The sequence below is a fragment of the Embleya sp. NPDC050493 genome, assembly GCF_044458105.1.
GTDB lineage: Bacteria > Actinomycetota > Actinomycetes > Streptomycetales > Streptomycetaceae > Embleya.
This window is the reverse complement of the sequence record NZ_JBITHP010000038.1, coordinates 52911-75716: the sequence shown is the minus strand read 5'-3', so window position 1 is coordinate 75716 and position 22806 is coordinate 52911. Positions and strand designations below refer to the sequence as shown.

At 72.2% G+C, this 22806-nt stretch carries 27 protein-coding genes; 16 read left to right on the top strand and 11 right to left on the bottom strand.

What is annotated here, in order from left to right:
- Window positions 1-23: 23 nt before the first annotated feature.
- Complete coding sequence (locus ACIBM5_RS42280; protein WP_396011995.1) at window positions 24-1253, top strand: FAD-dependent monooxygenase; 1230 nt, start codon at window positions 24-26, stop codon at window positions 1251-1253.
- Between the two features lie 114 nt (window positions 1254-1367).
- On the opposite strand, the gene ACIBM5_RS42275 is transcribed toward ACIBM5_RS42280, so the two are convergent.
- The 3 genes from ACIBM5_RS42275 to ACIBM5_RS42265 are packed head-to-tail and all read right to left on the bottom strand — an operon-like array spanning window position 1368 to window position 2964.
- Window positions 1368-1712 carry an Asp23/Gls24 family envelope stress response protein gene (locus tag ACIBM5_RS42275; RefSeq protein WP_391582516.1) on the bottom strand — a complete coding sequence of 115 codons (345 nt, stop codon included), beginning with the start codon at window positions 1710-1712 and terminating at the stop codon, window positions 1368-1370.
- Window positions 1709-2419, bottom strand: coding sequence for an Asp23/Gls24 family envelope stress response protein (locus ACIBM5_RS42270; RefSeq protein ID WP_396011994.1), 711 nt, complete (start codon window positions 2417-2419; stop codon window positions 1709-1711). Before ACIBM5_RS42270 ends, ACIBM5_RS42275 begins: the two co-directional genes overlap by 4 nt.
- A complete protein-coding gene (locus ACIBM5_RS42265) occupies window positions 2410-2964 on the bottom strand; it encodes an RNA polymerase sigma factor (protein WP_396011993.1) in 555 nt (184 codons plus the stop codon). Before ACIBM5_RS42265 ends, ACIBM5_RS42270 begins: the two co-directional genes overlap by 10 nt.
- Before the next feature lie 279 nt (window positions 2965-3243).
- On the opposite strand from ACIBM5_RS42265, the gene ACIBM5_RS42260 reads away from it, so the two are divergent.
- The 6 genes from ACIBM5_RS42260 to ACIBM5_RS42235 all read left to right on the top strand — a co-directional run bounded on the left by ACIBM5_RS42260 (window position 3244) and on the right by ACIBM5_RS42235 (window position 5932).
- Window positions 3244-3735, top strand: coding sequence for an Asp23/Gls24 family envelope stress response protein (locus ACIBM5_RS42260; RefSeq protein ID WP_391582513.1), 492 nt, complete (start codon window positions 3244-3246; stop codon window positions 3733-3735).
- Entirely contained in the window at window positions 3732-4010 is a 279-nt protein-coding gene (locus tag ACIBM5_RS42255) for a hypothetical protein (protein WP_360305301.1), read from the top strand. Before ACIBM5_RS42260 ends, ACIBM5_RS42255 begins: the two co-directional genes overlap by 4 nt.
- A 120-nt stretch (window positions 4011-4130) precedes the next feature.
- Entirely contained in the window at window positions 4131-4313 is a 183-nt protein-coding gene (locus tag ACIBM5_RS42250) for a hypothetical protein (RefSeq protein WP_078977717.1), read from the top strand.
- Entirely contained in the window at window positions 4313-4669 is a 357-nt protein-coding gene (locus ACIBM5_RS42245) for an Asp23/Gls24 family envelope stress response protein (protein WP_396011992.1), read from the top strand. Before ACIBM5_RS42250 ends, ACIBM5_RS42245 begins: the two co-directional genes overlap by 1 nt.
- Entirely contained in the window at window positions 4666-5292 is a 627-nt protein-coding gene (locus ACIBM5_RS42240) for a DUF6286 domain-containing protein (protein WP_396011991.1), read from the top strand. Before ACIBM5_RS42245 ends, ACIBM5_RS42240 begins: the two co-directional genes overlap by 4 nt.
- A gap of 7 nt (window positions 5293-5299) precedes the next feature.
- Window positions 5300-5932, top strand: a complete 633-nt coding sequence (locus ACIBM5_RS42235; protein WP_396011990.1) for a hypothetical protein — start codon at window positions 5300-5302, stop codon at window positions 5930-5932.
- A 121-nt stretch (window positions 5933-6053) separates the two neighbouring features.
- Here ACIBM5_RS42235 and ACIBM5_RS42230 read toward each other — a convergent pair whose 3' ends face one another.
- Window positions 6054-6815 carry an SDR family oxidoreductase gene (locus ACIBM5_RS42230; RefSeq protein WP_396011989.1) on the bottom strand — a complete coding sequence of 254 codons (762 nt, stop codon included), beginning with the start codon at window positions 6813-6815 and terminating at the stop codon, window positions 6054-6056.
- 81 nt (window positions 6816-6896) lie between these two features.
- Between ACIBM5_RS42230 and ACIBM5_RS42225 the strand changes: the two genes are divergently transcribed.
- Window positions 6897-7655, top strand: a complete 759-nt coding sequence (locus ACIBM5_RS42225; RefSeq protein WP_396011988.1) for an SIR2 family NAD-dependent protein deacylase — start codon at window positions 6897-6899, stop codon at window positions 7653-7655.
- A 34-nt stretch (window positions 7656-7689) separates the two neighbouring features.
- Here ACIBM5_RS42225 and ACIBM5_RS42220 read toward each other — a convergent pair whose 3' ends face one another.
- The gene (locus ACIBM5_RS42220) at window positions 7690-8490 is read right to left on the bottom strand and encodes an SURF1 family protein (RefSeq protein WP_396011987.1); all 801 of its coding nucleotides are present in this window, start codon (window positions 8488-8490) and stop codon (window positions 7690-7692) included.
- Between the two features lie 377 nt (window positions 8491-8867).
- Between ACIBM5_RS42220 and ACIBM5_RS42215 the strand changes: the two genes are divergently transcribed.
- From ACIBM5_RS42215 to ACIBM5_RS42195, 5 genes are all read left to right on the top strand, one after another.
- Entirely contained in the window at window positions 8868-9560 is a 693-nt protein-coding gene (locus tag ACIBM5_RS42215; RefSeq protein WP_396011986.1) for a hypothetical protein, read from the top strand.
- Window positions 9557-11182, top strand: a complete 1626-nt coding sequence (locus tag ACIBM5_RS42210) for a protein kinase (protein ID WP_396011985.1) — start codon at window positions 9557-9559, stop codon at window positions 11180-11182. Before ACIBM5_RS42215 ends, ACIBM5_RS42210 begins: the two co-directional genes overlap by 4 nt.
- 273 nt (window positions 11183-11455) lie before the next feature.
- Window positions 11456-12196 carry a hypothetical protein gene (locus ACIBM5_RS42205; RefSeq protein WP_396011984.1) on the top strand — a complete coding sequence of 247 codons (741 nt, stop codon included), beginning with the start codon at window positions 11456-11458 and terminating at the stop codon, window positions 12194-12196.
- 63 nt (window positions 12197-12259) lie between these two features.
- Complete coding sequence (locus ACIBM5_RS42200) at window positions 12260-13537, top strand: MFS transporter (RefSeq protein WP_396012001.1); 1278 nt, start codon at window positions 12260-12262, stop codon at window positions 13535-13537.
- A gap of 37 nt (window positions 13538-13574) precedes the next feature.
- Entirely contained in the window at window positions 13575-14012 is a 438-nt protein-coding gene (locus ACIBM5_RS42195) for a nuclear transport factor 2 family protein (protein ID WP_391582503.1), read from the top strand.
- Here ACIBM5_RS42195 and ACIBM5_RS42190 read toward each other — a convergent pair.
- From ACIBM5_RS42190 to ACIBM5_RS42170, 5 genes are all read right to left on the bottom strand, one after another.
- On the bottom strand, window positions 13982-14785 hold the full coding sequence (locus ACIBM5_RS42190; protein WP_391582502.1) for an SAM-dependent methyltransferase: 804 nt from the start codon (window positions 14783-14785) through the stop codon (window positions 13982-13984). The two genes, ACIBM5_RS42195 and ACIBM5_RS42190, sit on opposite strands and share 31 nt — an antisense overlap.
- A 176-nt stretch (window positions 14786-14961) precedes the next feature.
- Entirely contained in the window at window positions 14962-16248 is a 1287-nt protein-coding gene (locus ACIBM5_RS42185) for an amidohydrolase family protein (protein ID WP_396011983.1), read from the bottom strand.
- A 6-nt stretch (window positions 16249-16254) separates the two neighbouring features.
- On the bottom strand, window positions 16255-17604 hold the full coding sequence (locus ACIBM5_RS42180; RefSeq protein WP_396011982.1) for an amidohydrolase family protein: 1350 nt from the start codon (window positions 17602-17604) through the stop codon (window positions 16255-16257).
- Between the two features lie 6 nt (window positions 17605-17610).
- Window positions 17611-18501: an SDR family NAD(P)-dependent oxidoreductase gene (locus tag ACIBM5_RS42175; RefSeq protein ID WP_391582499.1), complete on the bottom strand. Its 891-nt coding sequence runs from the start codon at window positions 18499-18501 to the stop codon at window positions 17611-17613.
- 108 nt (window positions 18502-18609) lie between these two features.
- Window positions 18610-19404: an acetoacetate decarboxylase family protein gene (locus ACIBM5_RS42170; RefSeq protein ID WP_396011981.1), complete on the bottom strand. Its 795-nt coding sequence runs from the start codon at window positions 19402-19404 to the stop codon at window positions 18610-18612.
- Between the two features lie 176 nt (window positions 19405-19580).
- On the opposite strand from ACIBM5_RS42170, the gene ACIBM5_RS42165 reads away from it, so the two are divergent.
- Entirely contained in the window at window positions 19581-20186 is a 606-nt protein-coding gene (locus ACIBM5_RS42165) for a TetR/AcrR family transcriptional regulator (protein WP_396011980.1), read from the top strand.
- A 15-nt stretch (window positions 20187-20201) separates the two neighbouring features.
- Here the strand turns inward: ACIBM5_RS42165 and ACIBM5_RS42160 are convergent, their stop codons facing one another.
- The gene (locus tag ACIBM5_RS42160; protein ID WP_396011979.1) at window positions 20202-21407 is read right to left on the bottom strand and encodes a hypothetical protein; all 1206 of its coding nucleotides are present in this window, start codon (window positions 21405-21407) and stop codon (window positions 20202-20204) included.
- A 73-nt stretch (window positions 21408-21480) separates the two neighbouring features.
- Here ACIBM5_RS42160 and ACIBM5_RS42155 point away from each other — a divergent pair, with 73 nt between their 5' ends.
- Both ACIBM5_RS42155 and ACIBM5_RS42150 read left to right on the top strand, forming a co-directional pair.
- Window positions 21481-21780, top strand: coding sequence for a DUF6412 domain-containing protein (locus ACIBM5_RS42155; RefSeq protein WP_396011978.1), 300 nt, complete (start codon window positions 21481-21483; stop codon window positions 21778-21780).
- A gap of 299 nt (window positions 21781-22079) precedes the next feature.
- A complete protein-coding gene (locus ACIBM5_RS42150) occupies window positions 22080-22763 on the top strand; it encodes a YidC/Oxa1 family membrane protein insertase (RefSeq protein ID WP_396011977.1) in 684 nt (227 codons plus the stop codon).
- The last annotated feature ends 43 nt before the right edge of the window (window positions 22764-22806 follow it).

Genomic DNA, 22806 nt, shown 5'->3' with positions numbered 1-22806 from the left:
GGTTGGCAAGAGGGGCTTTCTACGTGCGTGTTCTCGTCGCCGGCGGCGGCATAGGTGGACTGGCTGTGGCACTGAGCCTGTACGACGCGGGCATCACCGACGTGACGGTGATCGATGCGGCACTGAGAATCCGGCCCCTCGGGCTCGGCATCAGCCTCCTGCCCCACGCGGTGCGCGAACTCGCCGAACTCGACCTCTACCATCCGATCGCCAACCTGGGCGTGCCACTGTCCGGCGTGGCCTACCCCGATCGGTCGGCCAAGCGCGTGGTGCTCGAACCGCGCGGCCAGCGGGCCGGCTTCCTGTGGCCGCATCTGTCCGTGCACCGCGGTGAGTTGCAGGTCGCCCTGCTGCGCGCGGTCTACCAGCGACTGGGCCGGCCGGCGGTGCGCACCGGATCGCGACTGACCGGATTCGACCAGGACGACGACGGCGTGACCGCGTACTTCGTCGACGGCGAGGGCCGGCCCTGGCAGGAGCGGGCCGACGTGCTGATCGGGGCGGACGGGATCAACTCGGCGACCCGCGCGACGCTGTTGCCGGACGAGGGCGTGCCGGTCGCGCAGCCGCGCATCCTGATGCGCGGCACCACCCGCTGCGCACCGTTCGCCGACGGACACACGATGATCATGACCGCGCACGGCGAGGCGCGCTTCATGGCGCACCCGATCAAGCCGATCGACCCGCGGGACGGGACCACGCTCACCAACTGGCTCGCGGAGCTGCCCGATCGGCAATCGGCCGGCGAGCTCGGCGACACCGGCTGGAACGGTCCCGCGGACCTGCGCCGGCTCACCCGGGTCTTCCGCGGCTGGAGCATCGCGGGCGCGGACATCGGCGCCATGGTCGGCACGCCGACCGAGGCGTCGGGCTATCCCCTGGTGACCCGACCGCCGCTGGATCAGTGGTCCTTCGGCCGGGTCACCCTGCTCGGCGACGCGGCCCACCCGATGTACCCCTATGTGCTCGGCGGCGCGTCCGAGTCGATCGTGGACGCGCGGGTGCTGGCCCGCTCGTTGGCCTCGTACCAGGACCCGACCGAGGCTCTGGAGGTGTACGAGCGGGCCCGGCTGCCGCTGAACAAGTGGCTCCAGCTGATCGGCCACGGACGCGTGCCGCGCGCCGCCGACGCGACCGGGCCGCTGACCGCCACCGAGGAGATCGGCGGCATCATCGGCGCCTACGGCCACCTGCCCGGACACGATCCGGCCGCGCTGAACGAGCGGCCCTCGTACAGCCTCGCCGGCGTCTGACCCGGGACCGGTCCGGCGGATCCCGGCGGGTCCGCTCGGCATGCGCCCTTCGGGCCCTCGCCGCGTTCGCCCGACCGGACCGGGGCGGCGCGGCGCCGGCCGCGGGAAGCCGGTTCACACCCCCGCGTCGGTGACCAGGATGTGCACCACCACCCGCTGGTGGCCGGTCTGCCGGCGCACCTCGGCGGTGACCGCCGCGCGCACCGCGCGGGCCACGTCCAGCACCCGGTGGTCCGCCGCCGCGCGAAACTGCACGTCCACGTGCAGGACTCCGTCGAGCACGCGCGTGGTCACCCCCGGGACCCGGCCCGGGATCAGCCCACCGGAGACCTGGGCGACCGCGTCCAGCAGACCCGGTTGCAGGTCCACCACACCCGGCACCGCCAGCGCCGCGCCGCCGGCGGTGGTCCGGGCCAGGACGGACATCTCGCGTGAGATGCGCGTCGCGGGCTGTGTCATCGGTCCGCCTCTCCGGCCCCGGCGGCCGGCTCCAGGCCCACCACGTCCACGTCCACCTTCGCCACTTCCAACCCCAGTCGTTCGCTCGCGGCCCGGCGCACCCGCTCGCGCAGCCGATCGGCCAGCGCGTGGATCGGCTCGCCGTAGGGCACGCCGACCGACAACCGCACGGTGACCGGTCCCGGCACCGCCGCGCCGGTCCGGTTCTCGTACGGCCGGATCCGGCAACTGCGGGCCTGCACACCGGGTTCGGCGTCCACCGCCGCGCGCAGCGTACGCGCCGCGGCGGTCTCGGTCAGCGTCAACTGCTCGTCCGGCTCGCCCAGCGGCAACAACCGGCCGGTGTGCAGCTCGGCCCGAACCAGGCGCATCACCCGCGCGCCCAGGTCGTCCGGCACCGGCACCGGCAACTCGGCCCATTCGCGGGTGACCTGATCGAGCACCGAGTGGTCGCGCAGCAGCGCCTGGCATTCGGGACACGAGCGCTCGTGCTCGTCCGACTCGCCCGCGGCGGCGTGTTCGAGCACCGCCTGGGGATCTCGCCCGCACGGCAGCAGATCCGGATCGGGGTCCGCCGCAGCGCCCGTCGACGGGGCCGCCGCGGTGGCCGGCTCCGCCGAGGTGTGCCGGGTCGCCGCGAGCAGTTCCGCCGCGGACGGCAGCCGCAGTGCGTCGGGCCCGCTGCCCGCCTCGTTCGTCACGTCCACGGCCGCATCGCCTCCGCCAGGGTCTGTCGTGCTCGGAAGATCCTGCCTCGGACCGCGTTCGCCCCGATTCCCACGGCCGCCGCGATCTCGTCGTAGCTCTGCCCGTGCAACTCGCGCAGAACCCAGCAGGCCCGCTGCTCCTCGGTGAGCGTGGTCATCGCCTGCTGCAGCGCCTTGAGCGCCGCCGACCCCTCCGCTCGTCGCTCCGGATTGTCCGCCATCTGCTCTATCGCCCGATCCGGCACCTGGTCCAGTCCGACCGTGGGCCGCCTGGTCCGGGCGATGTTCAACGCGCGGTTGGTGACGATGCGATACATCCAGGTCAGGAACGACGACTCGGCACGGAACCCGGGCAGTCGGCGCCACGCGCTGATGAACGCCTCCTGGACCGCGTCCTCCGCGTCCGTGGGACGCCCCAGGATGCGCAAGGCGAGCGTGTACAGGGATCGACCGTGCCGACGCATCAGCACCTCGAATGCCTCGGCGTCGCCCTCTTGAGCCCGCACCACCAGGGTGCCCTCGTCGAGCACGGCCTCGTCGGCCATCGGCTTCCCTCCTCGTCCCAACCCGGCGACCGTACTGCGCCGGGGGGCCACAACACGAGAACCGCCACTCCACGGCGAGCCGCAGGTCCGGGTACGTGTAAGGAGGCGTTCGGCGGGATAGCGTCGGATTCCGCGAAACATCCTCCGATCGACGCGTGACGTTCGCCCGGTGTGTGTGTCGTACAGGTGTGGTGAACCCGGCAACGGGCACCGATGTCAGGCGGGACCGAGTGGGGTTCCGGTCGCATGGTTCGGGCAGTCGAGGAAGGAAGTGCGCCGATGGCGGACACAACGACCCAGGGCAAGACCGGCTCGCAGGCACTCCAGAAGGACGAGGAGCGTTCGCCGGCGGGCGGCGCTCGTTCCACGGAGGTCGTCAAGCTGGCCACCGACAAGGGCCGCACGTCCATCGCGGACGGCGTGGTCGCCAAGATCGCGGGCATCGCCGCCCGCGAGATCCCGGGCGTGTACGCGCTCGGTGGGGGCGCCGCCCGAGCGTTCGGAGCGGTGCGTCAGCGCATTCCGGGGGGCAAGCCCAACGTGGCACAGGGCGTCAGCGTCGAGGTGGGCGAGCGGCAGTGTGCCGTGGATCTCAACATCGTCGTGGATTACGGCGTGCCCATCGCCGAATTGGCGCAGGCGGTCCGCGAGAATGTGATCGACTCCGTCGAGCGGATGACCGCGCTCGAAGTGGTCGAGGTCAACATCGCGGTGGACGACATCCACATCGAATACGACGGAGACGACTCCAAGGAGCGCCAGCTTCAGTGACGGTCGGGCCCGGCGACGACGCGCGGCGACAGCTGCTGCGCGAATACCGGGAATTCATCCGCGCGAGCCATCCCGATCGTGGGGGTGACCCGGAGGAGTTCGTCGCCGGGCTGGAGCGGTTCAGAGCGCTGATCGACGCGGCCGGGCCTCCGGCGCCGGTTCGCTCCGGGGCCGCGGCGGAGACCACGGTCTACCGTCGCGGCCGGTTGCCGGGCCGGCTCTGGCGGCAATTGGCGGAGCGGCATCGACGGCGCAACAACCCGCGCGTCGAGTAGCGGGCGGGGTGCGCGGCGGCCGGCCGGATTCCGTACGGCCCCTCGGCACCCGACCCGACGGGGGTCGACGGCAACCGTCGACAACAACCAATGGTCGGTTCAGTGAGGAGTCGTTCGCCAATGACTACACCCATGGTCGGCCTGCTGGTCGGCATGGCCCTCGGCCTGGCCGCCGCGCTCGGCGGGTTCGGGGCCTTTCTCCTGGTCGCCGCGCTCGGGGTGGTCGGCTTCCTGGTCGGCCGCTTCCTGGACGGCGACCTGGACCTCGGCGAGCTGTTCAGCTCGCGCAACCGGCGGCGCTGATGCGCGCGGTACCGGCGGAGGGCCTGGCGCCGGCCGCGCATCGCGGAGTACTCCAGATCGGCGGGCGCGTGGTGGAGAAGATCGCCGCCCGCGCGGCGCGTGCGGCCACCACCGAGGCCGCTCCGGACACCGTGCTGCGCGCCCCGCGCGCGGGCGCCACCATGCACCACGACCATGCGACGGTCGACCTCGACGTGGACGTGCCCTACCCCGGGCCGGTGGTCGAGATCGCCCGGTCGATCCGGCAGCGGGTGCGTGCCGACGTGGAGTACCTGACCGGGATGCCGGTGGTGCGAGTGGACGTGACGGTCGGCCGGTTGACCCGTGGGGGGCACGGCAAGAGGAGAGTGCAGTGAGCCTGGAGGCTGCGCCGGAGGCGCCCTCGGGTGCCTCGCCGGCCGATACGTCGGCGGGTGCGACCGACGACTGGGGTGACGGTGCCAAGGTGCGCCGGGCCTGGTCCCCGCGCGGTTTTCCGGCCGGGCTGGTCGCCCTGCTCGCGGCCGGCGTCGCGGGCACCGCGCTGTACATCGGGGTGACGGCCCGGATCGACCGCGCCCCGCGCTGGTCGCGCGACCTGCTGGAGCGCGCCCAGACGCACGAGTGGCGGGACAACTGGACCATCGTCGCCGGGCTGACCGCCGCGGTGCTGGGCCTGTGGCTGATCGTGCTCGCGGCCACCCCGGGCCGGCGCAGTCTGCTGCGGCTGCGCTCGCCGGGCGACGCGATGACCGTCTACATGACCCGGCGCACCGCCGCCTCGTTCCTGCGGCACACCGCGCTGGCCTCCTCGGGCGTGTTGGACGCGCGGGTGCGGATGGGCCGACGCAAGGCGGTGCTGCGGGTGGACTACCACTTCCGCGACCCGGACGACCTGCACGACGAGTTGATCGAACGACTCGAGGAACGCGCGAACGCGCTCACGCTGGCCCGGGTGCCTCGCGTGGATCTGCGCCTTCAGCCCGTGAGCGGGAGGTGAGGCGGGCATGCGTACGGTCTGCAACCGGATCCTGTTGGTCCTCGTCGGACTCGGCCTGATCGCGGGCGGGCTCGCGGTCGCCGCGCGCGGCCGGGGCTGGTATCCCGATCTGGTGCGTACGGCGGACAAGCCGTTCATCACCACGAGTCAGGCCGAGCGGCTGACCGACCACAACTGGTGGTGGTGGGTCGCCTTCGGCGCCCCGGGACTGCTCCTGCTGCTGGCGCTGTGGTGGCTGTTCGCGCAGTTCGGCCGGCGGCCGGTGCGCTCGCTGCGGGTCCGGGACACCACGGACGGGGCCGGCGACGGCCCGTCCGGGCTGGGCACCGGCTTCGGCATGGTGGGCGACGAGGCGGACACGCTGACCGTGTCCGGCAACGCGCTCGCCGACGCGATCGAGGACGACCTGTCCTACGTGGACGGCATCGAACACGTCTCGGCGCATCTGGTCCGCCGTCGGCACGGCCCCACGCTGCGGGTCCTGGTCCGGGCCGAACCCGGCGCCGAACCCCGCGCGTTGCTCGGCTCGGTACGCGACCGGGTGCTGCCCAACGCGCGCGAGGCGGTGGGCCTGTCCACGCTGCCCACGGTGCTGACCCTGCGGACCAGCCGGGGTCTGCCCAAGCGGCACCTGGAGTAGTCCCGGGCGGCGCCGGAAGCAGTTCCGGGCTGCGCCCGGAGCAGGATGGACGAGCGGGCCCGGGACGTGTCCCGGGCCCGTCGGTATCGGGCCCCGGGCTCGGATCCCGGGCCCGGTCGGGTCACAACGAGCGGGCCAGGCCGCCGTCGACCGGGATCATCACGCCGCTCAGGTAGGACGCGGCCGGGGACAGCGTGAACGCGGCCACCCGGCCGAACTCCTCCGGGGTGCCGTAGCGGGCCAGCGGGATGGACTCGGCGTGTCGGGCCCGGGTCCCCTCCGCGTCGCCGCTCAGGTCGTCCAACTCGCGCACCCGGTCGGTGTCGATCCGCCCGGGCAGCAGCCCGAACACCCGGATGCCACGCGGGCCGAGCTCGTCGGCCAGCGTCTTGGCCACCATCGCCAGCCCCGGCCGCAGGCCGTTGGAGACGCCGAGCCCGGGGATCGGCTGGCGCACCGACGACGACAACACGAAGCCGATCGAACCGCCGTCGCCCAGCGCGGAGGCGGTCGCCCGGGCGAGTCGGACCGCGCCCAGGAACACCGATTCGAACGCGTCCCGCCACTGGTCGTCCTCGATCGTGGTGATCGCGCCGGCGGGCGGCCCGCCGACGCTCACGAGCGCGCCGTCGAGCCGCTCGAACCGGGCCAGTGTCGCGGCCACCAGCCGCTCGGCGGTACCGCTGTCCCCGTTGTCGGCGGCGATGCCGAGCGCCTGTTCGGGTCCGCCCAGCGCGGCGACGGCCTCCGCCGCGCGCTTTTCGTCCCGCCCGGTGACCACCACCCGGGCGCCGTCGTCCACCAGCGCGCGGGCGGTGGCGAAGCCGAGGCCGCGGGTGCCGCCGGTGACCAGATATACGCGATCGCGCAGTCCAAGATCCATGCCACCCATCCTGCCCGCTGCCGGCCCCGGCACGGGGTAAATGACAGGTCGTCAGGTCGGCCGGTCGCTACCCTCGGTGGCATGACCGAGCAGATCGACATCGTGCGGGAGTGGATCCGGGGGGCCGACGACGGGGTGACCGTGCTCACCGGTGCGGGCATCTCCACCGACTCCGGCATTCCCGACTATCGGGGCCCGCAGGGCGTGTGGACCAAGGACCCCGACGCGGAGAAGCTGGTCACCTACGGCTACTACATGGGCGACGAGGACATCCGCCGCCGCTCGTGGTTGTTGCGCCGGGACAACCCCGCGCGCCTGGCCGGGCCGAACGCGGGGCACACCGCGCTGGTCGCCCTGGAACGGGCCGGTCGGCTCAACGCGTTGATCACCCAGAACGTGGACGGCCTGCATCGGCGCGCGGGCACCGCCCCGGAGAAGATCATCGAACTGCACGGCACCATGTTTTACGTGGTGTGTACCGACTGCGACGCGCGCACGACCCTGGACGCGGCCCTGGAGCGGGTGGCGATGGGCGAGGACGACCCGCGCTGCGTGCGCTGCGGCGGGATCCAGAAGACCGCGACGATCATGTTCGGTCAGGGGCTGGACCACGGCGTGCTGGAGCGGGCCGCGATCGCCGCGCAGGTCGGTGACGTGTTCCTGGCCATCGGCACCTCGCTCCAGGTCGAGCCCGCCGCGTCGTTGTGCCGGGTGGCGCAGGAGGCGGGCGCCCGGCTGGTGATCGTCAACGCCGGGGAGACGCCCTACGACCGGGTCGCCGACGCGGTGATCCGCGAGCCGATCGGCGAGGTGCTCCCGGAGTTGGTCGAGGGTTTGTGACCCGCCTGCGCCGCCGTGCCCGGGGTGCCGCCGCTCAGATCGTGGCCGGCTCTTCGGACGCGGAGGCGGCCTCCTCGTCCAGCGCGGCCAGTTCGCTTTCGAGCTCCTTGGCCTCGCTGCGCACCAGCTTGACGAACATCGCCACCAGTGCGAACGCGAAGATCCACCACTGCACCGCGTAGGCCAGGTGCGGGCCCAGGTCCTCGTCGTCCGGCTCCGGGATCAGCGCCGGCGCCTTCGCGGCCATCGGGGTCTGCTCGGTGAGTTCGACGTAGCCACCGAGGATCGGGTACGGCAGCTTCGCGGCCAGCTCGAAGCCGGAGATCCGCATCACCAGGCCGTCGGGCAGCTCGAGGTCGCGGATGCCGGAGTCCTTGCGGGTCTCGTCCGGACGCAGCCGGCCGGTCACCGTGACCCGACCGCTCGGCGCCGGCGGCACCTCGGGCCGTTCGCTCGCGGTGGGCGGGTTCTTCACCCAGCCCCGATCGACGAGGAGGGCACGGCCGTCGGCGGTGATCAGCGGGGTGACCACGTAGAAACCGGGCACGCCGTCCTGCGACCGGTTGCGCGCGAGCATCTCGTGCTCGGTGTCGTACATGCCGGTCACCGTGACCCGGCGCCACTGGAGATCGCCGGGCAACTTGCGGCCCACGGCGAGGATCGACTCCGCGGGCACCGGCTCGCGCTCGATGTTGGCACTGATCAGGTCGTTGTGCGCGACCTTGTGCTCGTGCCGGTGGAACTGCCAGAAACCGAGCTCGACCATGATCGGGACCAGCACGAGGACGAGCAGCGCCATCGCGATCCAGCGCGGGGTCAGCAGGAAGCGGTACACCCGAGCACGGTACCCCTCGCCGTGCCCGGTGTGTCCCGCCGGGTGCGGGGGGGCGACACGCGGTGCGGTGCCGCGTGCGGCGGGTCGGGCGCCGCCGGGTGTCGCCGGCCGTCGCGGGGCGCGGCCGGCCTCGCGAGCGGCAGGGGTGCCGCGTGTCGACCCGTCCGGGACCCGGCCGAGAACCCGATACCGGTCGTGCCGCCCCGCTTTCCGGGTCGGCAGCCGGCCGGTCGGTCCCGCCGATAGGCTTCCGGCACGCCGTCTCCCGGTCCATCGCCCGCGACTCCCGGTAGACCGGGTGCGGACGCGGCATCGATTCACCCCGTGCGGGGAGTCGGCCGGCCTCGGGAGTCACACAGCCTCGGGAGTCACACAGCATGGAAGGTCCGTCGCGCGATCCGGTGCCCGGTCGACGCGGTACCGCCGGTCACTGGTTCGGGCTCATCGGGCTCGCCGTCCTCCCGTTCGTCTCGATCGGGTTGCTGGCCTGGGTCCCCCCGCTCGTGTCGGGCGTGCGCACCCGCAGGCGCTGGGACTGGGTGATCCTCACCGGCGTGGCGGTCGGCGTGGTCCTGGCCTTCGTGTGCCTGGTCGTGGGCAGCGAGTCGGATGACGAGAAGCGCGCACGCGAGGCGGTGGGTGGGCCCGAACCGCAGACGATCCTGGACGACGTCGGGACGATCATGCTGCTCGTGCTGATGGTCGCGGTGCCGGTCTGGTGGTGTGTCAGGTCGGCCCGCTGGGCCAAGGCGATGCGCGTGCACCAGCCGCATGCGCAGGCCGGATACGCGCCGTGGCAGCAGGCACCCGTCGGGCCGCTTCCGCACCCGCTTCCGCACCCGCAGCCGATGCCCTACCGCCCGGCCCCGCCGCCGCAGACCCCGCCGGGCTATCCGCGAACCGGCCCGGCCGCCGGGCCCGCCGACCAGCGCGGGCCGGTCGCTCCGCCGGCCGCGGCCGGCCCGCCGCCGTCGGACGATCCCGCCGCACGGGCCCGGGCCCGGTTGCAGGGACTGAGCGAACGGCTGCGCGAACAGGACGGTGGCGGCAACCCCGGAGGATCCCGATGAGCATTCCCGGACGTGTGATCGCGGGCCGCTACGAACTGTCCGCGGCGATCGGCCGCGGCGGCATGGGTCAGGTCTGGAAGGCATACGACCAGACTTTGCAGCGGCGGGTCGCGGTCAAGCTGCTGCGCACCGACCTGGTGGACGCCGCCGGTGACCGAGGCGCGATGGAACGGCGCTTCCTGCGCGAGTGCCGGGTCACCGCGGGCATCGATCACCCGGGCCTGGTCACCGTGTTCGACGGCGGCACCGACGAGGGCGACCTGTACCTGGTGATGCAACTCCTGGACGGTTGCGACCTGGCCGACCTGATCGCCGAGAACCAACCGGTGCCGTGGGAGTGGGCGGTCGCGGTGGCCGCGCAGATCTGTTCGGTGCTGGCCGCGGTGCACGCGGTGCCGGTCGTGCACCGCGACCTCAAGCCGCGCAACGTGATGGTCCGCCGGGACGGCACGGTCAAGGTGCTCGATCTGGGTGTGGCCGCGGTGCTCGACCCGGAGTCGACCAAGCTGACCACGACCGGTGCGATGCCGGGCTCGCCCGCGTACATGGCGCCCGAGCAGATGAACGGCATCGTCGAACCGCGCACCGACCTGTACGCGCTCGGCTGCCTGCTCTACGAAATGCTGGCCGGGCAGGCGCCGTTCGCCGGGCCGACGATGGCCTCGGTGATGCTCGGCCACCTCAACGGCACCCCGGAGCCGCTCGGCGCACGACGCCCGGACATTCCCGCCGGGCTGGACCGGCTCGTGCTGCACCTGCTGGGCAAGCAGCCCGATCAGCGGCCCGCGAACGCGCAGGAGGTCTACCGGTTGCTGGTGCCGCTGCTGCCCGTGGGCAACGGCGACGCGCTGGCGCCGACCGCGCCGATGGACCCGACCCGCCCGCTGCGCTTCCCGGCCGCACCGCAGCCGCTGCCGGGCCTGCCCGGGCCGGTGCGCGCGGCGGTGCCCGACCGGCCGGCGCCGCCGTGGGCGATGAGCGCCGGCCCCGCCGCGCACCCGCCCCGCCCGGATCCGGACTGGGCCGCGGTGCCCTCCGCCGCGCCGCCCGTGCCGGATGTGCGCAGCGCGCTCGACGAGGCCAACCGGCTGCTCGGCGAGGGCGCGCTGACCCAGGCCGTGGATGTGCTCGGCGCGGCCCTGCCGGTGGCCATCGCCCGGCACGGTGAACACGACCCGCTCGTCCTCGGGTTGCGCCAGGCGCTCGCCGACACGTTGTTGGCGGACCGTCAGTTCCGGCGCGCGCTCCCGGAGTTGCAGTACATCGCGGGCGTGTTCGCGGCATCCGGCGGGCCGCTCGACGCGGAGGCGATGGAGTACGGCCGACAGGTCGCGGCGTGCCTGGAGGAATTGGGCGAACTGCCCGCCGCGCTCGGCGAGTACCGACGGCTGCTGGACCTGCATCGGCGGGTGCCCGATGCCGACGTGTACCAGGGGTTCGACCTGCGCGAGCGGATCGGGTTGTTGCTCGCCGCGCTGGGCGACCCCTACCAGTCCGAGCGGGTGCTGGTGCCGCTGCTCGCCGAACAGGAGCACCGCCTGGGCCCGCAACACCCCCGGGTGGCCGCGCTGCGCCAACACCTGGCCCGCATCCACGGTGTGACCGGCTACCGCCGCCGGTGACGCCGCGGGCGGGACGCCCGCGGCGGGTCGACGCGTCGTGCGCCCGCGACCGAGGCGCGGAGCCGCCTGGCCGGCGGCTCGGACTCCGCCGAGGTCGCGCAGGACCGCAACGGCCGACCGCCGCGCGGCCGGTGGGGTGAATCGGGCGAAGGGCCGTGCCGTGGGTCGAGCCGGGCGGAGCCGCGCATTTTCTGCCACTTGTCGAGGCCGTGGTCTTCCGCCGGGGGCCGCCATGGGCGACCGTGGAGACATCGACGCGCGCGAAGGGGTGACGTGGCGATGGAACTGCCCGAGGTGTCCCTGCCCTGGTTTGTACTCGGTGTTGCCGGCGCGGTGCTGTCCCTGGCCCTGCCGTGGTTCCAGACCCGGACGCATCGCCGGGCGCGCGCACTCGACTTCGACGAGTCGCGCTATGCCACCACGCCCGGCACCGTCTTCCGGGTCCCGATCACACCGCTGAAGGTGTACGCGGAGCCGGTCGCGGCGCGCGCGGTCGGCCTGCCGCTCGGCGCGGTCGGTGCGGTGTTGTTCCTGGTGTTCGGCCTGTGGCCGTCGATGCTGACCTGGTCGGTGTGCGGCGGGGTGACCATCCTGCTCACTCCCGTGCGGCGTGCGCTGGGTTTGCGGGTGACCCACCGGATCGCCCGGGACGTGTCGTTTCGCAACGGGCCGCTGCGCGATCGGGACGGCACGGTGATCGCCGAGCAGACCTGGCCGCAGGTGGTGCGCACCTGGTACCGGCACGAGTACCGGGATCGGCCGCCGGGCGAGGACGATCTCTCGGTGGCCGTGCTCGGCAAGTTCTGGTGGTTGGCCGGGCATCTGCTGTGCTGGCCGGTGACGTTGCCGGGCACCCAGATCGTGCAGACCGCGATGTGCCAGAACCCGGCCTGGGCGCTGGGACATGTGGGCGACGACGCGGGCGCGCCGTGGCTGGCGGACCTGGGCGACGCCCGAACCCCCGGTCGCCGCGACGCGCACGGACAGGCCCGGCAGACCGCCCCGGACGGGTGACGCCCGCACGGGTGACCACATGCCCACCCGATCGTTGGGCCGGGTGTGACGCGAAATGTCTCCATGGTCCGGATCGCGGCGGCGTCCTTCGCCGGCACGTCGATCGAGTTCTACGATTTCTTCGTCTACGGCACGGCCGCGGCTCTGGTGCTCGGACCGCTGTTCTTTCCCGACTTCTCGCCGATCGCGGGCACCCTCGCGGCATTCGCCACGTACGCGGTCGGGTTCGTCTCGCGACCGCTGGGTTCGGTGTTGTTCGGCCGGCTGGGCGACCGGCGCGGGCGGCGTCCGGTTCTGGTCGGCTCACTGCTGCTGACCGGCATCGCGACCGTGCTGGTCGGGTTGTTGCCCACCTACGACCGGATCGGTCCGGCCGCGCCGATCCTGCTCGTGCTGCTGCGCTTCTGCCAGGGGCTGGGCGTCGGCGGTGAATGGGGCGGTGCGGTGCTGCTGGCGGCCGAGCACGCGCCCCCGGGACGCCGTGCGCTGTGGGGCAGCTTCCCGCAGGCCGGCCCCGCGATCGGGTTCCTGCTCGCCAACGGCATCATGCTGACCCTGTCGGGCGCGCTGAGCGACGCACAGTTCCAGTCCTGGGGCTGGCGGGTGCCGTTCCTGTTCGCCGGCGTGCTCGCGGCCGGCGGACTGCTGCTGCGCGCCTCGATCGAGGAGACCCCGGCGTTCGTCGAACTGGCCGCCGCGAACGGGCTTTCGGCGAGCCCGTTCACCGAGGTGGTGCGCGGGCACTGGCGGCTGATCCTGCTCGTCGCCGGGGCGCTGACCTGCGGCTACGTGGGGTTCTATCTGACCACGACCTGGTCGTTGCACTACGCCACCGACAAGCTGGCGGTCGGGCGCACCACGATGCTCGCGTGCATCATGGTCGCCGTGGTCGGCAAGGCCGTGGCCACGCCGCTGTTCGCGCTGCTGGGCGACCGGTACGGGCGCAAGCCGCTGTGCGTGGCGGGGTGTGCGGCGATGGGGTTGTGGGCGTTCCCGATGCTGGGGCTGCTGGCCACCGGTGAGCCGGTGTGCATGACGCTGGCCTGCCTGGGCACGCTGATCGCCTTCATCACGATGTTCTCGGTGGTCGGCACCTACCTGTCCGAACTGTTCGAGCCGCGCGTGCGGTGCACCGGCGCGTCCACCGCGTACAACCTGGGCGGTGTGTTCGGCGGTGCGCTGACCCCGATCGTGGCCACCGAACTGGCCCGGGGCGAGGGCACCCCGTGGAGTGTCGCGGCCTATCTCGCGGCGGCCGCGGTGCTCAGCGTGGCGTGCTTCACCGCGTTGCCGGAGACCCGCGCGGTGCCGGCCTGGGAGGGACAACCGGCCACCGCGTGATCTTCCCTCGGCAACCGTTGTGGGCCAGGCTGCGGCCATGGATGCGAACGACCCCGAACAGGCCCGCACACGACGCGCGCACCACGTCCGGATCGCCGAGCGGCTGCTCGCGGCGGTGAGCGCGGGCGACCGGAGCGCCCAGGTGGCCTGCTACCACCCGGACGTCGTGCTCGAATTCCCCTACGCCGACCCGCCGGTGCGGATCGAGGGCAAGGCGGCGGTGGACGCTTATCTGGAGGTCGCGCTCGGCATCTTCGAGCTGCGCCTGACGGTGACCCGGGTCCACGGCTGCGTGGACCCGGACACCGTGATCGTGGAGTTCACCGGTGAGGGTCGGGCCAGGCCCACCGACCGCGCCTACGCGAACACCTACATCGCGGTGCTGGCCTTCCGGGACGGCCTGGTGGTCGGCCAGCGCGAGTTCTACAACCCGGTGCCGGCCGCTCAGGCCTTGACCGCGACGCCCGCCAGCTGAGGCAGCTTCACCGCGGGGTCGCCGAGCCGGCCCTCGGGGCCCCACACGTCCACCGGGACCAGGCGGGCGGGCAGCAGTTCCAGGCCGCCGAAGATGGCCAGGATCCCGTCGTGCGAACGGGCGTGCATCTGCTGCACGTTGGACGAGTACTCGCTGAGCGCGCGGTCCATCCCGGCCGGGCGCTCCTCGCTGCGGTGCGCGTGCGAGAGGGCGAGGTGGCTGCCGGGCACGGTCGCGTCCATGTACTGGCGCACCACACCCGGCGGGTCCGCCTCGTCCGGCAGGAAGTGCAGCACCGACACGATCAGCACGCCGACCGGCTGGGAGAAGTCGATCAGCTTGCGCACCTCGGGCGAGTCGATCACCTTGGCCGGATCGGTCAGGTCGGCGCCGACCACGGTCGCGTTCGGGTTGTTCGCGAGCAGGGCCTGGCTGTGCGCGACCGCGACCGGATCGTTGTCCACGTAGACCACCCGCGCGTCCGGATCGGCCTTGTGCGCGATCTCGTGCACGTTGCCCACCGTCGGGATGCCCGAGCCCAGGTCCAGGAACTGCCGGATGCCCAGGTCCAGCAGGTGGTGTACGGCCCGGGTGAGGAACACCCGGTTCCCGCGCAGCACGTCGCGCAGCTCGGGCATCGCCTGGGTGACCAGTTCGGCGGCCTCGCGGTCGACCGCGAAGTTGTGCGCGCCGCCGAGCGCGTAGTCGTAGACGCGGGCCACGCTGGCGCGCGTGATGTCGATGTGCTCTGGAGCCCAGTCCGGTCGAGTCATGGCTCGGACTCTAAAGCGTGTCGATCGAATTCACCGGAAAAATCGCCGGCCCGACGGTTGGCAGCCCTGTGCAAGGCGTCACACCCGCACGGATGCCGCGGCGCTCCCGGCATCGACGGGATCGGAACGAAACGTTCCGGTCCCCGGACGCCGGGAGCGCCGCGTGCCGGGCGCGGTTACGGCTTGATGCCCGCCGCGCCCACGAACGCCGGACACTTGTCCGCGCCGACCGGGATGTCCTCGGGCGCCAGCGGTGCCCACACCTGGTCGACCCGGGGTCCCACCTTCGCCGCGATCGGGGCCAGCGCCGCGAGGTCGAAGCCGTACAGCTTCGCCGCGTTGCCGCCGACCATGGCCGCGACCTCGACCGGGTCGATGCCGTTGTAGGTCAGCTGGAGCGCCTCGCGGCTGAACGGATGGCTGGCCTCCTTGTGCGGGTAGTCGCTGCCCCACATGATCCGGTCCACGCCCACCTGGTAGCGCAGCTTGGCCTCGGCCGGGCGCTGGAAGCTGGCCCCGACGTGGCACTGCCGGGCCCAGTACTCGCTGGGCTTGAGCTCCATCCGGCCCACCAGCGCACTGCCCCACTCGTACTCCTGGGAGCCGACCGCGGTGCTCATCCGGTGCCAGTAGTAGTCCAGCCGGCGGGTCTCCTCCGGGATCCAGGCGGTGCCCTGCTCGGTGAAGACGAACTGGAGTCCCGGGTGGCGATCCATCGCGCCGGAGACCACCAGGTGGGTGAACGCGCGGTGTGCCCACCAGGACACCTCGGTCAGGAACACCACCTTGTCCACGTCGGTGTCCCCGGCCGGCGGCGCGGCCGAGCCGGTGTGGTGGTTCACCGGCATGCCCAACTCCTCGCACACCCGCCACAGCGGCTCGTAGTGCGCGTAGTCGAACATCGGCACCAGGCCCGAGCCGGGCGGGGTGCCGGGCAGCAGCACGCCGCCGGTGAGACCGGCCTCCTTGGCCCAGCGGATCTCCTCCACCGCCGCCGGGATGTCGTGCAGCATGATCTGCACGATGCCCGCCCGGCGTCCGGGCGTCGCCGCGCAGAAGTCGACCATCCAGCGGTTGTGCGCCTTCAGTCCCTCCCAACGCAGCGCCAGGTCGCCCGCGTTCGCGGCCGGCGGCTGATCGGTGAGCGAGGGTTTGGGAAAGAACGGCGGCACGGTGTTGGGAAAGATCACCTCGGCCACCACCCCGTCCGCTTCGAGGTCGCGCATGCGGCGGTCGGAGTCCCAGTTGCGCGGACCCAGATCGCCCTTGAGGTCCTCGTAGGGAATCTCGTAGCCGCTCACCCACGCGTCGAACTCGGCGTGCAGGCGTGCGGGCAGGTAGTCGCGATAGCCGTGGATCTCGCCGCCGCCGTGGCAGTCGGCCGAGATCACCGTGTACCGCTCGGGGTGATCGCCCGTCGGGGGGCCGCTCGGGACGGGGAGCGGGGTGGTGCTGTCAGTCATGGGGGATCAGACCTCCAGGGCTTCCGCGTTGGGGTTGATCGCGGCGCCCGTGTCGTGTCCGGTGAGCCAGTGCCGGCCGATCTCGGCGGCGGCTGCCCACTTGGTCGTCAGGTCCTTCGCCGACCCGTCCTCGTTCACCTGACCGAGTGTCGCGGGGGTGACCCCGACCCGCTCGGCGTGCGGCTGGAGGGCGGCCAGGTCGAAGCCGTACACGTCCGCGACCGCCTCGCCGAGCATCACGCGCGTCTCGGCGATGGGCACGTCGGAGAACGTCTTGCGCAGGATGTTGAGCGTCTCGGGCCAGGTGCCCTCGGGGTGCGGGAAATCGTTACCCCAGCAGATGTTGCCGACACCGATCTCGTAGCGCATCCCGATCTCGCGCCGCTTGGTGTTGGACGCGCCGATGAAGCAGTTGCGGTCGAAATACTCGCTCGGAAGCAGCTTGATCTCCTCGAACCCGGCCAACTTGGCCGCGCCGCGCGAGCCCAGCAGCAGTCGGTCGGTGAACCACAGCAGGTTGCCCACCCACCAGCAACCCGCCTCGGTCACCCCGAACCGCAGCCGCGGGAAGCGCTCGAACACGCCGGACCACAGCAGGAACCACAGCGGCCGGGAGGGCCACCAGGTGACCTCGGTGACGTAGATGCCCAGGTGGTTCCCGTATGCCTCGCGGTCGGCCGGCCCCGAGTGGGTGACCACCGGGAGCTCCAGGTCCTCGCACAGCGCCCACACCGGGTCGTACTTGCGGTCGTGGTAGGGCGTCTGGTTCATCCACATCGCCGGGATCATCACCGCGCCCAGGCCGTCCGCCTTGATCCGGCGGATCTCCGCGAGCACGTCCTCGATCGCCGCGGTGATCGGGATCAGCGCGACCCCGCGCCGCCGCTCCGGGCTGGTCTTGCACAGCTCGGCCAGCCAGCGGTTGTGCGCCTGCGCGCCGGCCAGGCCCAGTTCGGGATCCATGTCGCCGGACAGGCCCAGGCCCGCGCCGAACGGCACGCACGTGCGCGACTCGACCGCGTCGGCGTCCGGGAAGATCACCTCGCCGACCACGCCGTCCTTGTCCAACTCCAGGTCGCGCCGGTCCACCTCCCAACCGCTGCGCAGCACCTCCTCGTTGGTCTCGAACCAGTTCGCCGCGAAGTCCTCGTTGCGCACGCCCAGGTCGGTGATCGCCTTGAGCTGCGCCTCGCGCTCGGACATGAACTGGTCGAACGCGCCGTGGTGCTTGGTGGCGAGGTAGTCGCGGTACAGCTCGGTCGGCAGCCCGGCGTGGGTGTCCGAGGAGATGATCGTGTAGGGGGTGGTGAGTTCGTCGGGCCCGGTGGGCCTGTTCCGCTCGGTGTGCTCAGTCATCGTCACTCACTTGTCCAGCACGAAGGTTTCGAGGTACGAGGGGTTGCTGCGGGCGAGCATGCTCTGCGACCGCGCGGTGATCTGTCCGTCGCTGTGCTCACTGGCGGGCAGGATCCAGAACCGGTTCTCCCGGATGCCGTCGAGCACGTCGGCCGCGACCGACTCGACCGGGGTGAACTCGATCTCCTGCCCCGCGTCGCGCATCGCCTTCTCCCACGCGTCGAGCGTGTTGTACGGCGTCTTGCGCGGCACGGACTTGGCGAACCGCTCGGGCCGGTTGCGGTAGGACTCCCACAGGCCGGTGCGCAACATCTTGGGTCCGGGGAACAGCACGGACGCGCCGATTCGGGCGTGCACCTGGCCCAGTTGCGCGTACAGCGCCTCGGTCATCGTCACCACCGCGGCCTTGGTGGTGGCGTACACCGACGCGTTCGGCAGCGGCGCGATGCCGCCGTCGCCGGAGGAGGTGTTCACGATGTGCCCGGGCGTGTTCTGCGCGAGCATCCGCGGTACGAACGCCTGGATGCCGTTGAAGACGCCGAACACGTTGACGGCGAAGCACCAGTCCCAGTCCTTGGGATCGTGCTCCCACATCTTGCCCTCGGAGCCCGAGCCGATCCCGGCGTTGTTGCACAACACGTCCACCGCGCCGAAGTGCTCGAACGCGGCATCGGCCAGCCCGAACACCGATTCGCGCACCGACACGTCCACGACGTGCCCGATCGCGTCGCCGCCCGCGTCGGTGATCCGCGCGACGGCCTTGTCCAGCGCGCCCTGCTCGATGTCGCCGAGCACGACCTTCATGCCCTCGGCGCTGAACCGCTCGGCCATCGCGAGCCCGATACCGCTCGCGGCACCGGTGACGACGGCGACTCTGCCGTCGAATTCCTGGAGCATGTGTCCCGATCCCTTGCTGTCGTCGCTGCCGTGCCTGTCCTGCGTGGTGTGCCTGGTGTGCCTGGTGTGCTCGGCGGGCGTGGCGTCCTTGCCCTGCCCGCCGGCGAGCTACTTCGCGGGCGGCGGGTCGTCGGTGATCTGCTGCACGTCGTCGTAGCGCTGGTGGATGTACGGCAACACCAGATCGGCCTTGACGTGCTCGGCGACGAAGCCCTGCTGGTCCGAGGTGCGCTCGCTGAGCGTGATCGAGATCAGCTTGCGCACCGGCAGGTCGGCGACCGGGTCGAAGTCCGAGTCGCGCAGGATCACCTCGCCGTCCAGGCGGTGTGCGCTGCGGGTGCGCTCGTTGCGGGTGACGTGCACCAGCATCGGGTCGGCGTCGAAGCCGTCGCCGTCCACGGCGGGCAGGAACTTGTAGTAGAAGCTCAGCGTCTGTCGCGGCTCCGGCGTGGCCAGTTCCTCGACCACCGTGCCGCGCACCTCGACGTAGGTGACGCCCATCCGGTTCACGGTGGCCACGATCCGGTCGCCGTCCCGCTCGACCTTGACGTCGGCCAGCTTCTTCGGCTCGCCGAACACCTCGCGACCGCCGATCACCGCGCGCTCGGTGGTCATCGGCATGGTGAGCGTGTAGTCGCCCTCGATGTCGCCGTGCTTGCAGCGGACCGCGACCGCGCCCGCGCCGAGCGGGTGGCCGTTGATGTCGCAGGCGGAGATGTTCACCCGGACCAGCGGTCGGTCCGCGGGGACCAGCGGCGGCGGCAGGATGGCCGCGATCACCTCGGGGTCGGTCTCCCAGATCGCCATCACGCCGGTGGACCAGATCTCCGGGAGGCTGGACCGTTCCCGGGAGGACTTCTTCAGCGTCTCCGCCGGTCGGGCTCCGTACCGAATGCGTGCCACGTACCTCACCTCTTCCGCTCGTGCGAGGGCTGCGCGCGGACCGATTCCCCGGTCCCGTGCGCGGTGGTGCCGGTTGCTCTGTAACACTGTTACACCGGTGGGTCGGCGAGGTAAAGACCTGCGGCGTGGTTGCCCGTGTATCGGGCGGACCCGTTCGGACGCGAGAATGGGACGTGATGGACAGGATCACGCGAGACACCGTGCTCGACACCGCCATGCGTCTCGTCATGGAATCCGGTATCGAGAACCTCAGCATGCGCAAACTGGCCGCCGAGTTGGGCGTCGCCGTCACCTCGATCTACTGGCACGTGGGCAACCGCGACGTGCTGGTGGACCAACTGGTGGACCGGGTGATCGCGGACATGGGCGCGATCTCGGTGGACGGGAGCACGCCGGTCGAGCGGGTGGTGTCGATCGCTCGATCGTGTCGGCGGATGATCCTGGACCGACCGCACCTGGTCGGCCTGGTCCGCGAACGCGGCCTGGAATCGCTGATGATGTTGCCCGCCCGCAAGGCGCTGGTGCACGAGATGACGGCGGCCGGCCTGCGCGGCGCCCGGGCGGGCGAGGCGGTCCAGGCGGTGCAGTACCAGATCGCCGGCTTCGTGATGCTGGAACGCGCCCTGGAGAACAGCGCCGCCGAACCGCCGGCGGTGGATCACTGGCGCGGCGAATTGGCGCTGGAGGATCCGGAACTGGCGGCGAGCCTGAGCAACGTCACCGACGGTGATCGGCTGTTCGTGCTGTCGGTGCGGGCGTTGGTGGAATCCCTGCTGGGCTGAGGTCTCGGCGTTCGATCAGGGCACGCGTGGTGGTGCGCCGGCGAGGATGCGGCGCCAGGCGGCGGGGGACAGGGCGTCCTGGGCCTGCCGGGCGTCGATCCGGGCCAGGACGTGGGCGGGAGCGGCCAGCAGGGCGGTGGTCCGCAGGAGCGAGCCGCCGATCCGGCGCGGTTCGCGGCGCAGGCTCAGGGTCTCCTCGACCGCGTCCCGGTACGGACTCCGGCGCAGCACGATCCGGAGCAGTTCGCGCCCGGCCCGGCGCCGGCCCGCCCGCGCGGCGCTCGCCAGCGCGCCGGGGGCCTGCCGGGTGCGCACGTCCGGGCGGCCCCACGGCAGCGAGGCCGGCGCCTCGCCTCGGGAGACCGCGATCAGCGCCGCGACCAGGTCGGTGCCGCTGGCCGCGGCATTGCCCGGCTCGGTCAGATGGGGGCGTACGTCGAGCCAGGCCGGTCCGTGCGCGGTCCGCACCGCGTCCAGCGACAGGGCGCCGTGCCAGCCGAGATGGCCGCCGAGCATCGCGACCTGCTCGCGTACCTCGGGAAGCACCAGGCTGCGCTTGACCGCGGTCCCGTGCAGATGTTCGTACGCGTGCACCACGACCAGTCGACCGTGCTCGAAGACCGCCTGGGCGGACAGGACCGGGCCCACGGCGGGCTCCTGGACCAGCACGCCCGCGCCGTCCAGGAACGCCCCGTCCTGCTCCAACGTGTCGGCCAGCCGCAGCAGTTGCTCGCGCCGCTCGACCCGGTACACCGCCGGCAGGGCTTTCACGTACAACGGCGGATCGGCGACCTGGCGCAACTCCTCGGCGGTGTGCACCACCACCGTCCCGGCCGGCTGCGGCATCCCGATCTCGGTCAGCGTGCTCGCCGCCGAGGTCCGATCGGCGACCCGGCGCAGCGCCGCGAACGGCGGTACGGCCAGGGCCACACCGTGCGCGGTGACGCGATCCGGTTCGCGGGCGAGCACCGCGACGTGCGCGTTGGTGGCCAGCAGCACCTCGTGCGGCTCGGCGCGCAGCACCGCCTCGGTCCGGGCCAGCCACGCCCACGGATCCGCGCCGAAGGCGGGCACCTCGTGCACCGCGACCACCGATCGCGGGCGGCCGAAAGCCGGCCGACCGGGCGGCGCGAGCACCGCCACGTCCTGCCCTGATCGCCCGATCGCCATCGCGATCTGACGTGACGTCACCCCGAAGCCGTCCCCTAGCAGCACGCGCACGGGGGTCATCCTGGCACGAACGTGTGTCCGTGCTCACCTCGCGCCCGATGCCGGTTCGATTAGAATCGCGCCCATGCACCGCCCGGACCCCGCCACCGCGTCGACGTCGCTGTTCGCGACGTTGCTCGCGCTGGTCGGCTTCGGGCTGTTCGTGGACGGGGCACTGCCCGGACTGGTCGCCGTCGCGGTGACCGTGGTGCTCGCGCTGGCCTGCGGCGCCGTCTCGTGGTCGCCGTCCGGCGAGCGGGCGCGGGTGCGTGGTGCGGTGTTGCGCGATCAGGCGGATCGGCTGGCCTTCCTGCCGTCGCGTGATCCCGACGGGCCGGGGCGATCGCGGCCGAGAGCACCGGGAACGGGCCCGGCGGCCTGCTGACTTCGCCGTTGCTCCGACGGGTCGGCACGATTCTTGCTCCGACGGTTTGATGCGACTGTTGTGCCGATGGTTCGGGACGACTGTTGTGTCGAAGGTTCGGCGCACTTCTTGTGCCGAGGATGCGATGCGATTTCGTGCCGATGGTTCCGGTGGTGCGATGCGATTTCGTGCCGACGGTTCCGACGGTCCGGGTCCGACTTCGTGCCGACGGTTCCGACGGTTCGGTGCGACTCGTGCTCCGAAGGTTCGGCACGCCGCCTGACGCAGCCCTGATTCCCGCGTCACGGAAGGCCCTTCCCATGTTCGGCATCCCCGTTCTCGGCGTCGCGCACGACGTCCTGCTCACCCTCGCGGACGCGCTCGCGCCGCTGCTCGGCACCGGTTCGGTGGCCGGCGCCGTGGTCGTGTTCACCGCGTGCGTGCGACTGGTCATCGTCCCGCTCGGTTACGCCCAGGCCCGGGCCGAGGTGGCCCGCGCCCGGCTCGCCCCGCAGGTCCGCCGCTTGCGCGCCAGGCACGCCGAGGATCCGCAGCGGCTCGCGCGGGAACTGGCCGCGCTGCACCGGCAGTCCGGCACCTCGATGTTCGCCGGCATCCTGCCGGCGCTGGCCGGTCTGCCGTTTCTGTTCCTGACGTACCGTCTGTTCAGCGGTGACCGGGCCCTGTTGGAGCACACGCTGGCCGGCGCGCCGCTGGGCATGCACCCGGTGGCCGGGCTCGGTGGACCGCACACGCTCGTGCTCGTCGGCCTGTCGGCACTGCTCGCGGGTGTGGCGTACGTGCAACACCGCGCCGCCGCCGCCGTCCCGCACGCCCCCGCACTGGTGCGGTGGATGCCGTTCGGCACGGTGCTCACCGCGGCCTTCGTGCCGCTCGCGGCCGGCCTGTACCTGCTCACGAGCACCGCGTGGACCACCGTCGAACGCCCGTTGCTGCGCGGGTTGGCCACCCGCCGGGCGGATCGCGTCGTACCCGGGCACTAGCGTTTCGCGCAGTCGTTTCGCGCAGTGACGACGTGAATCTGAT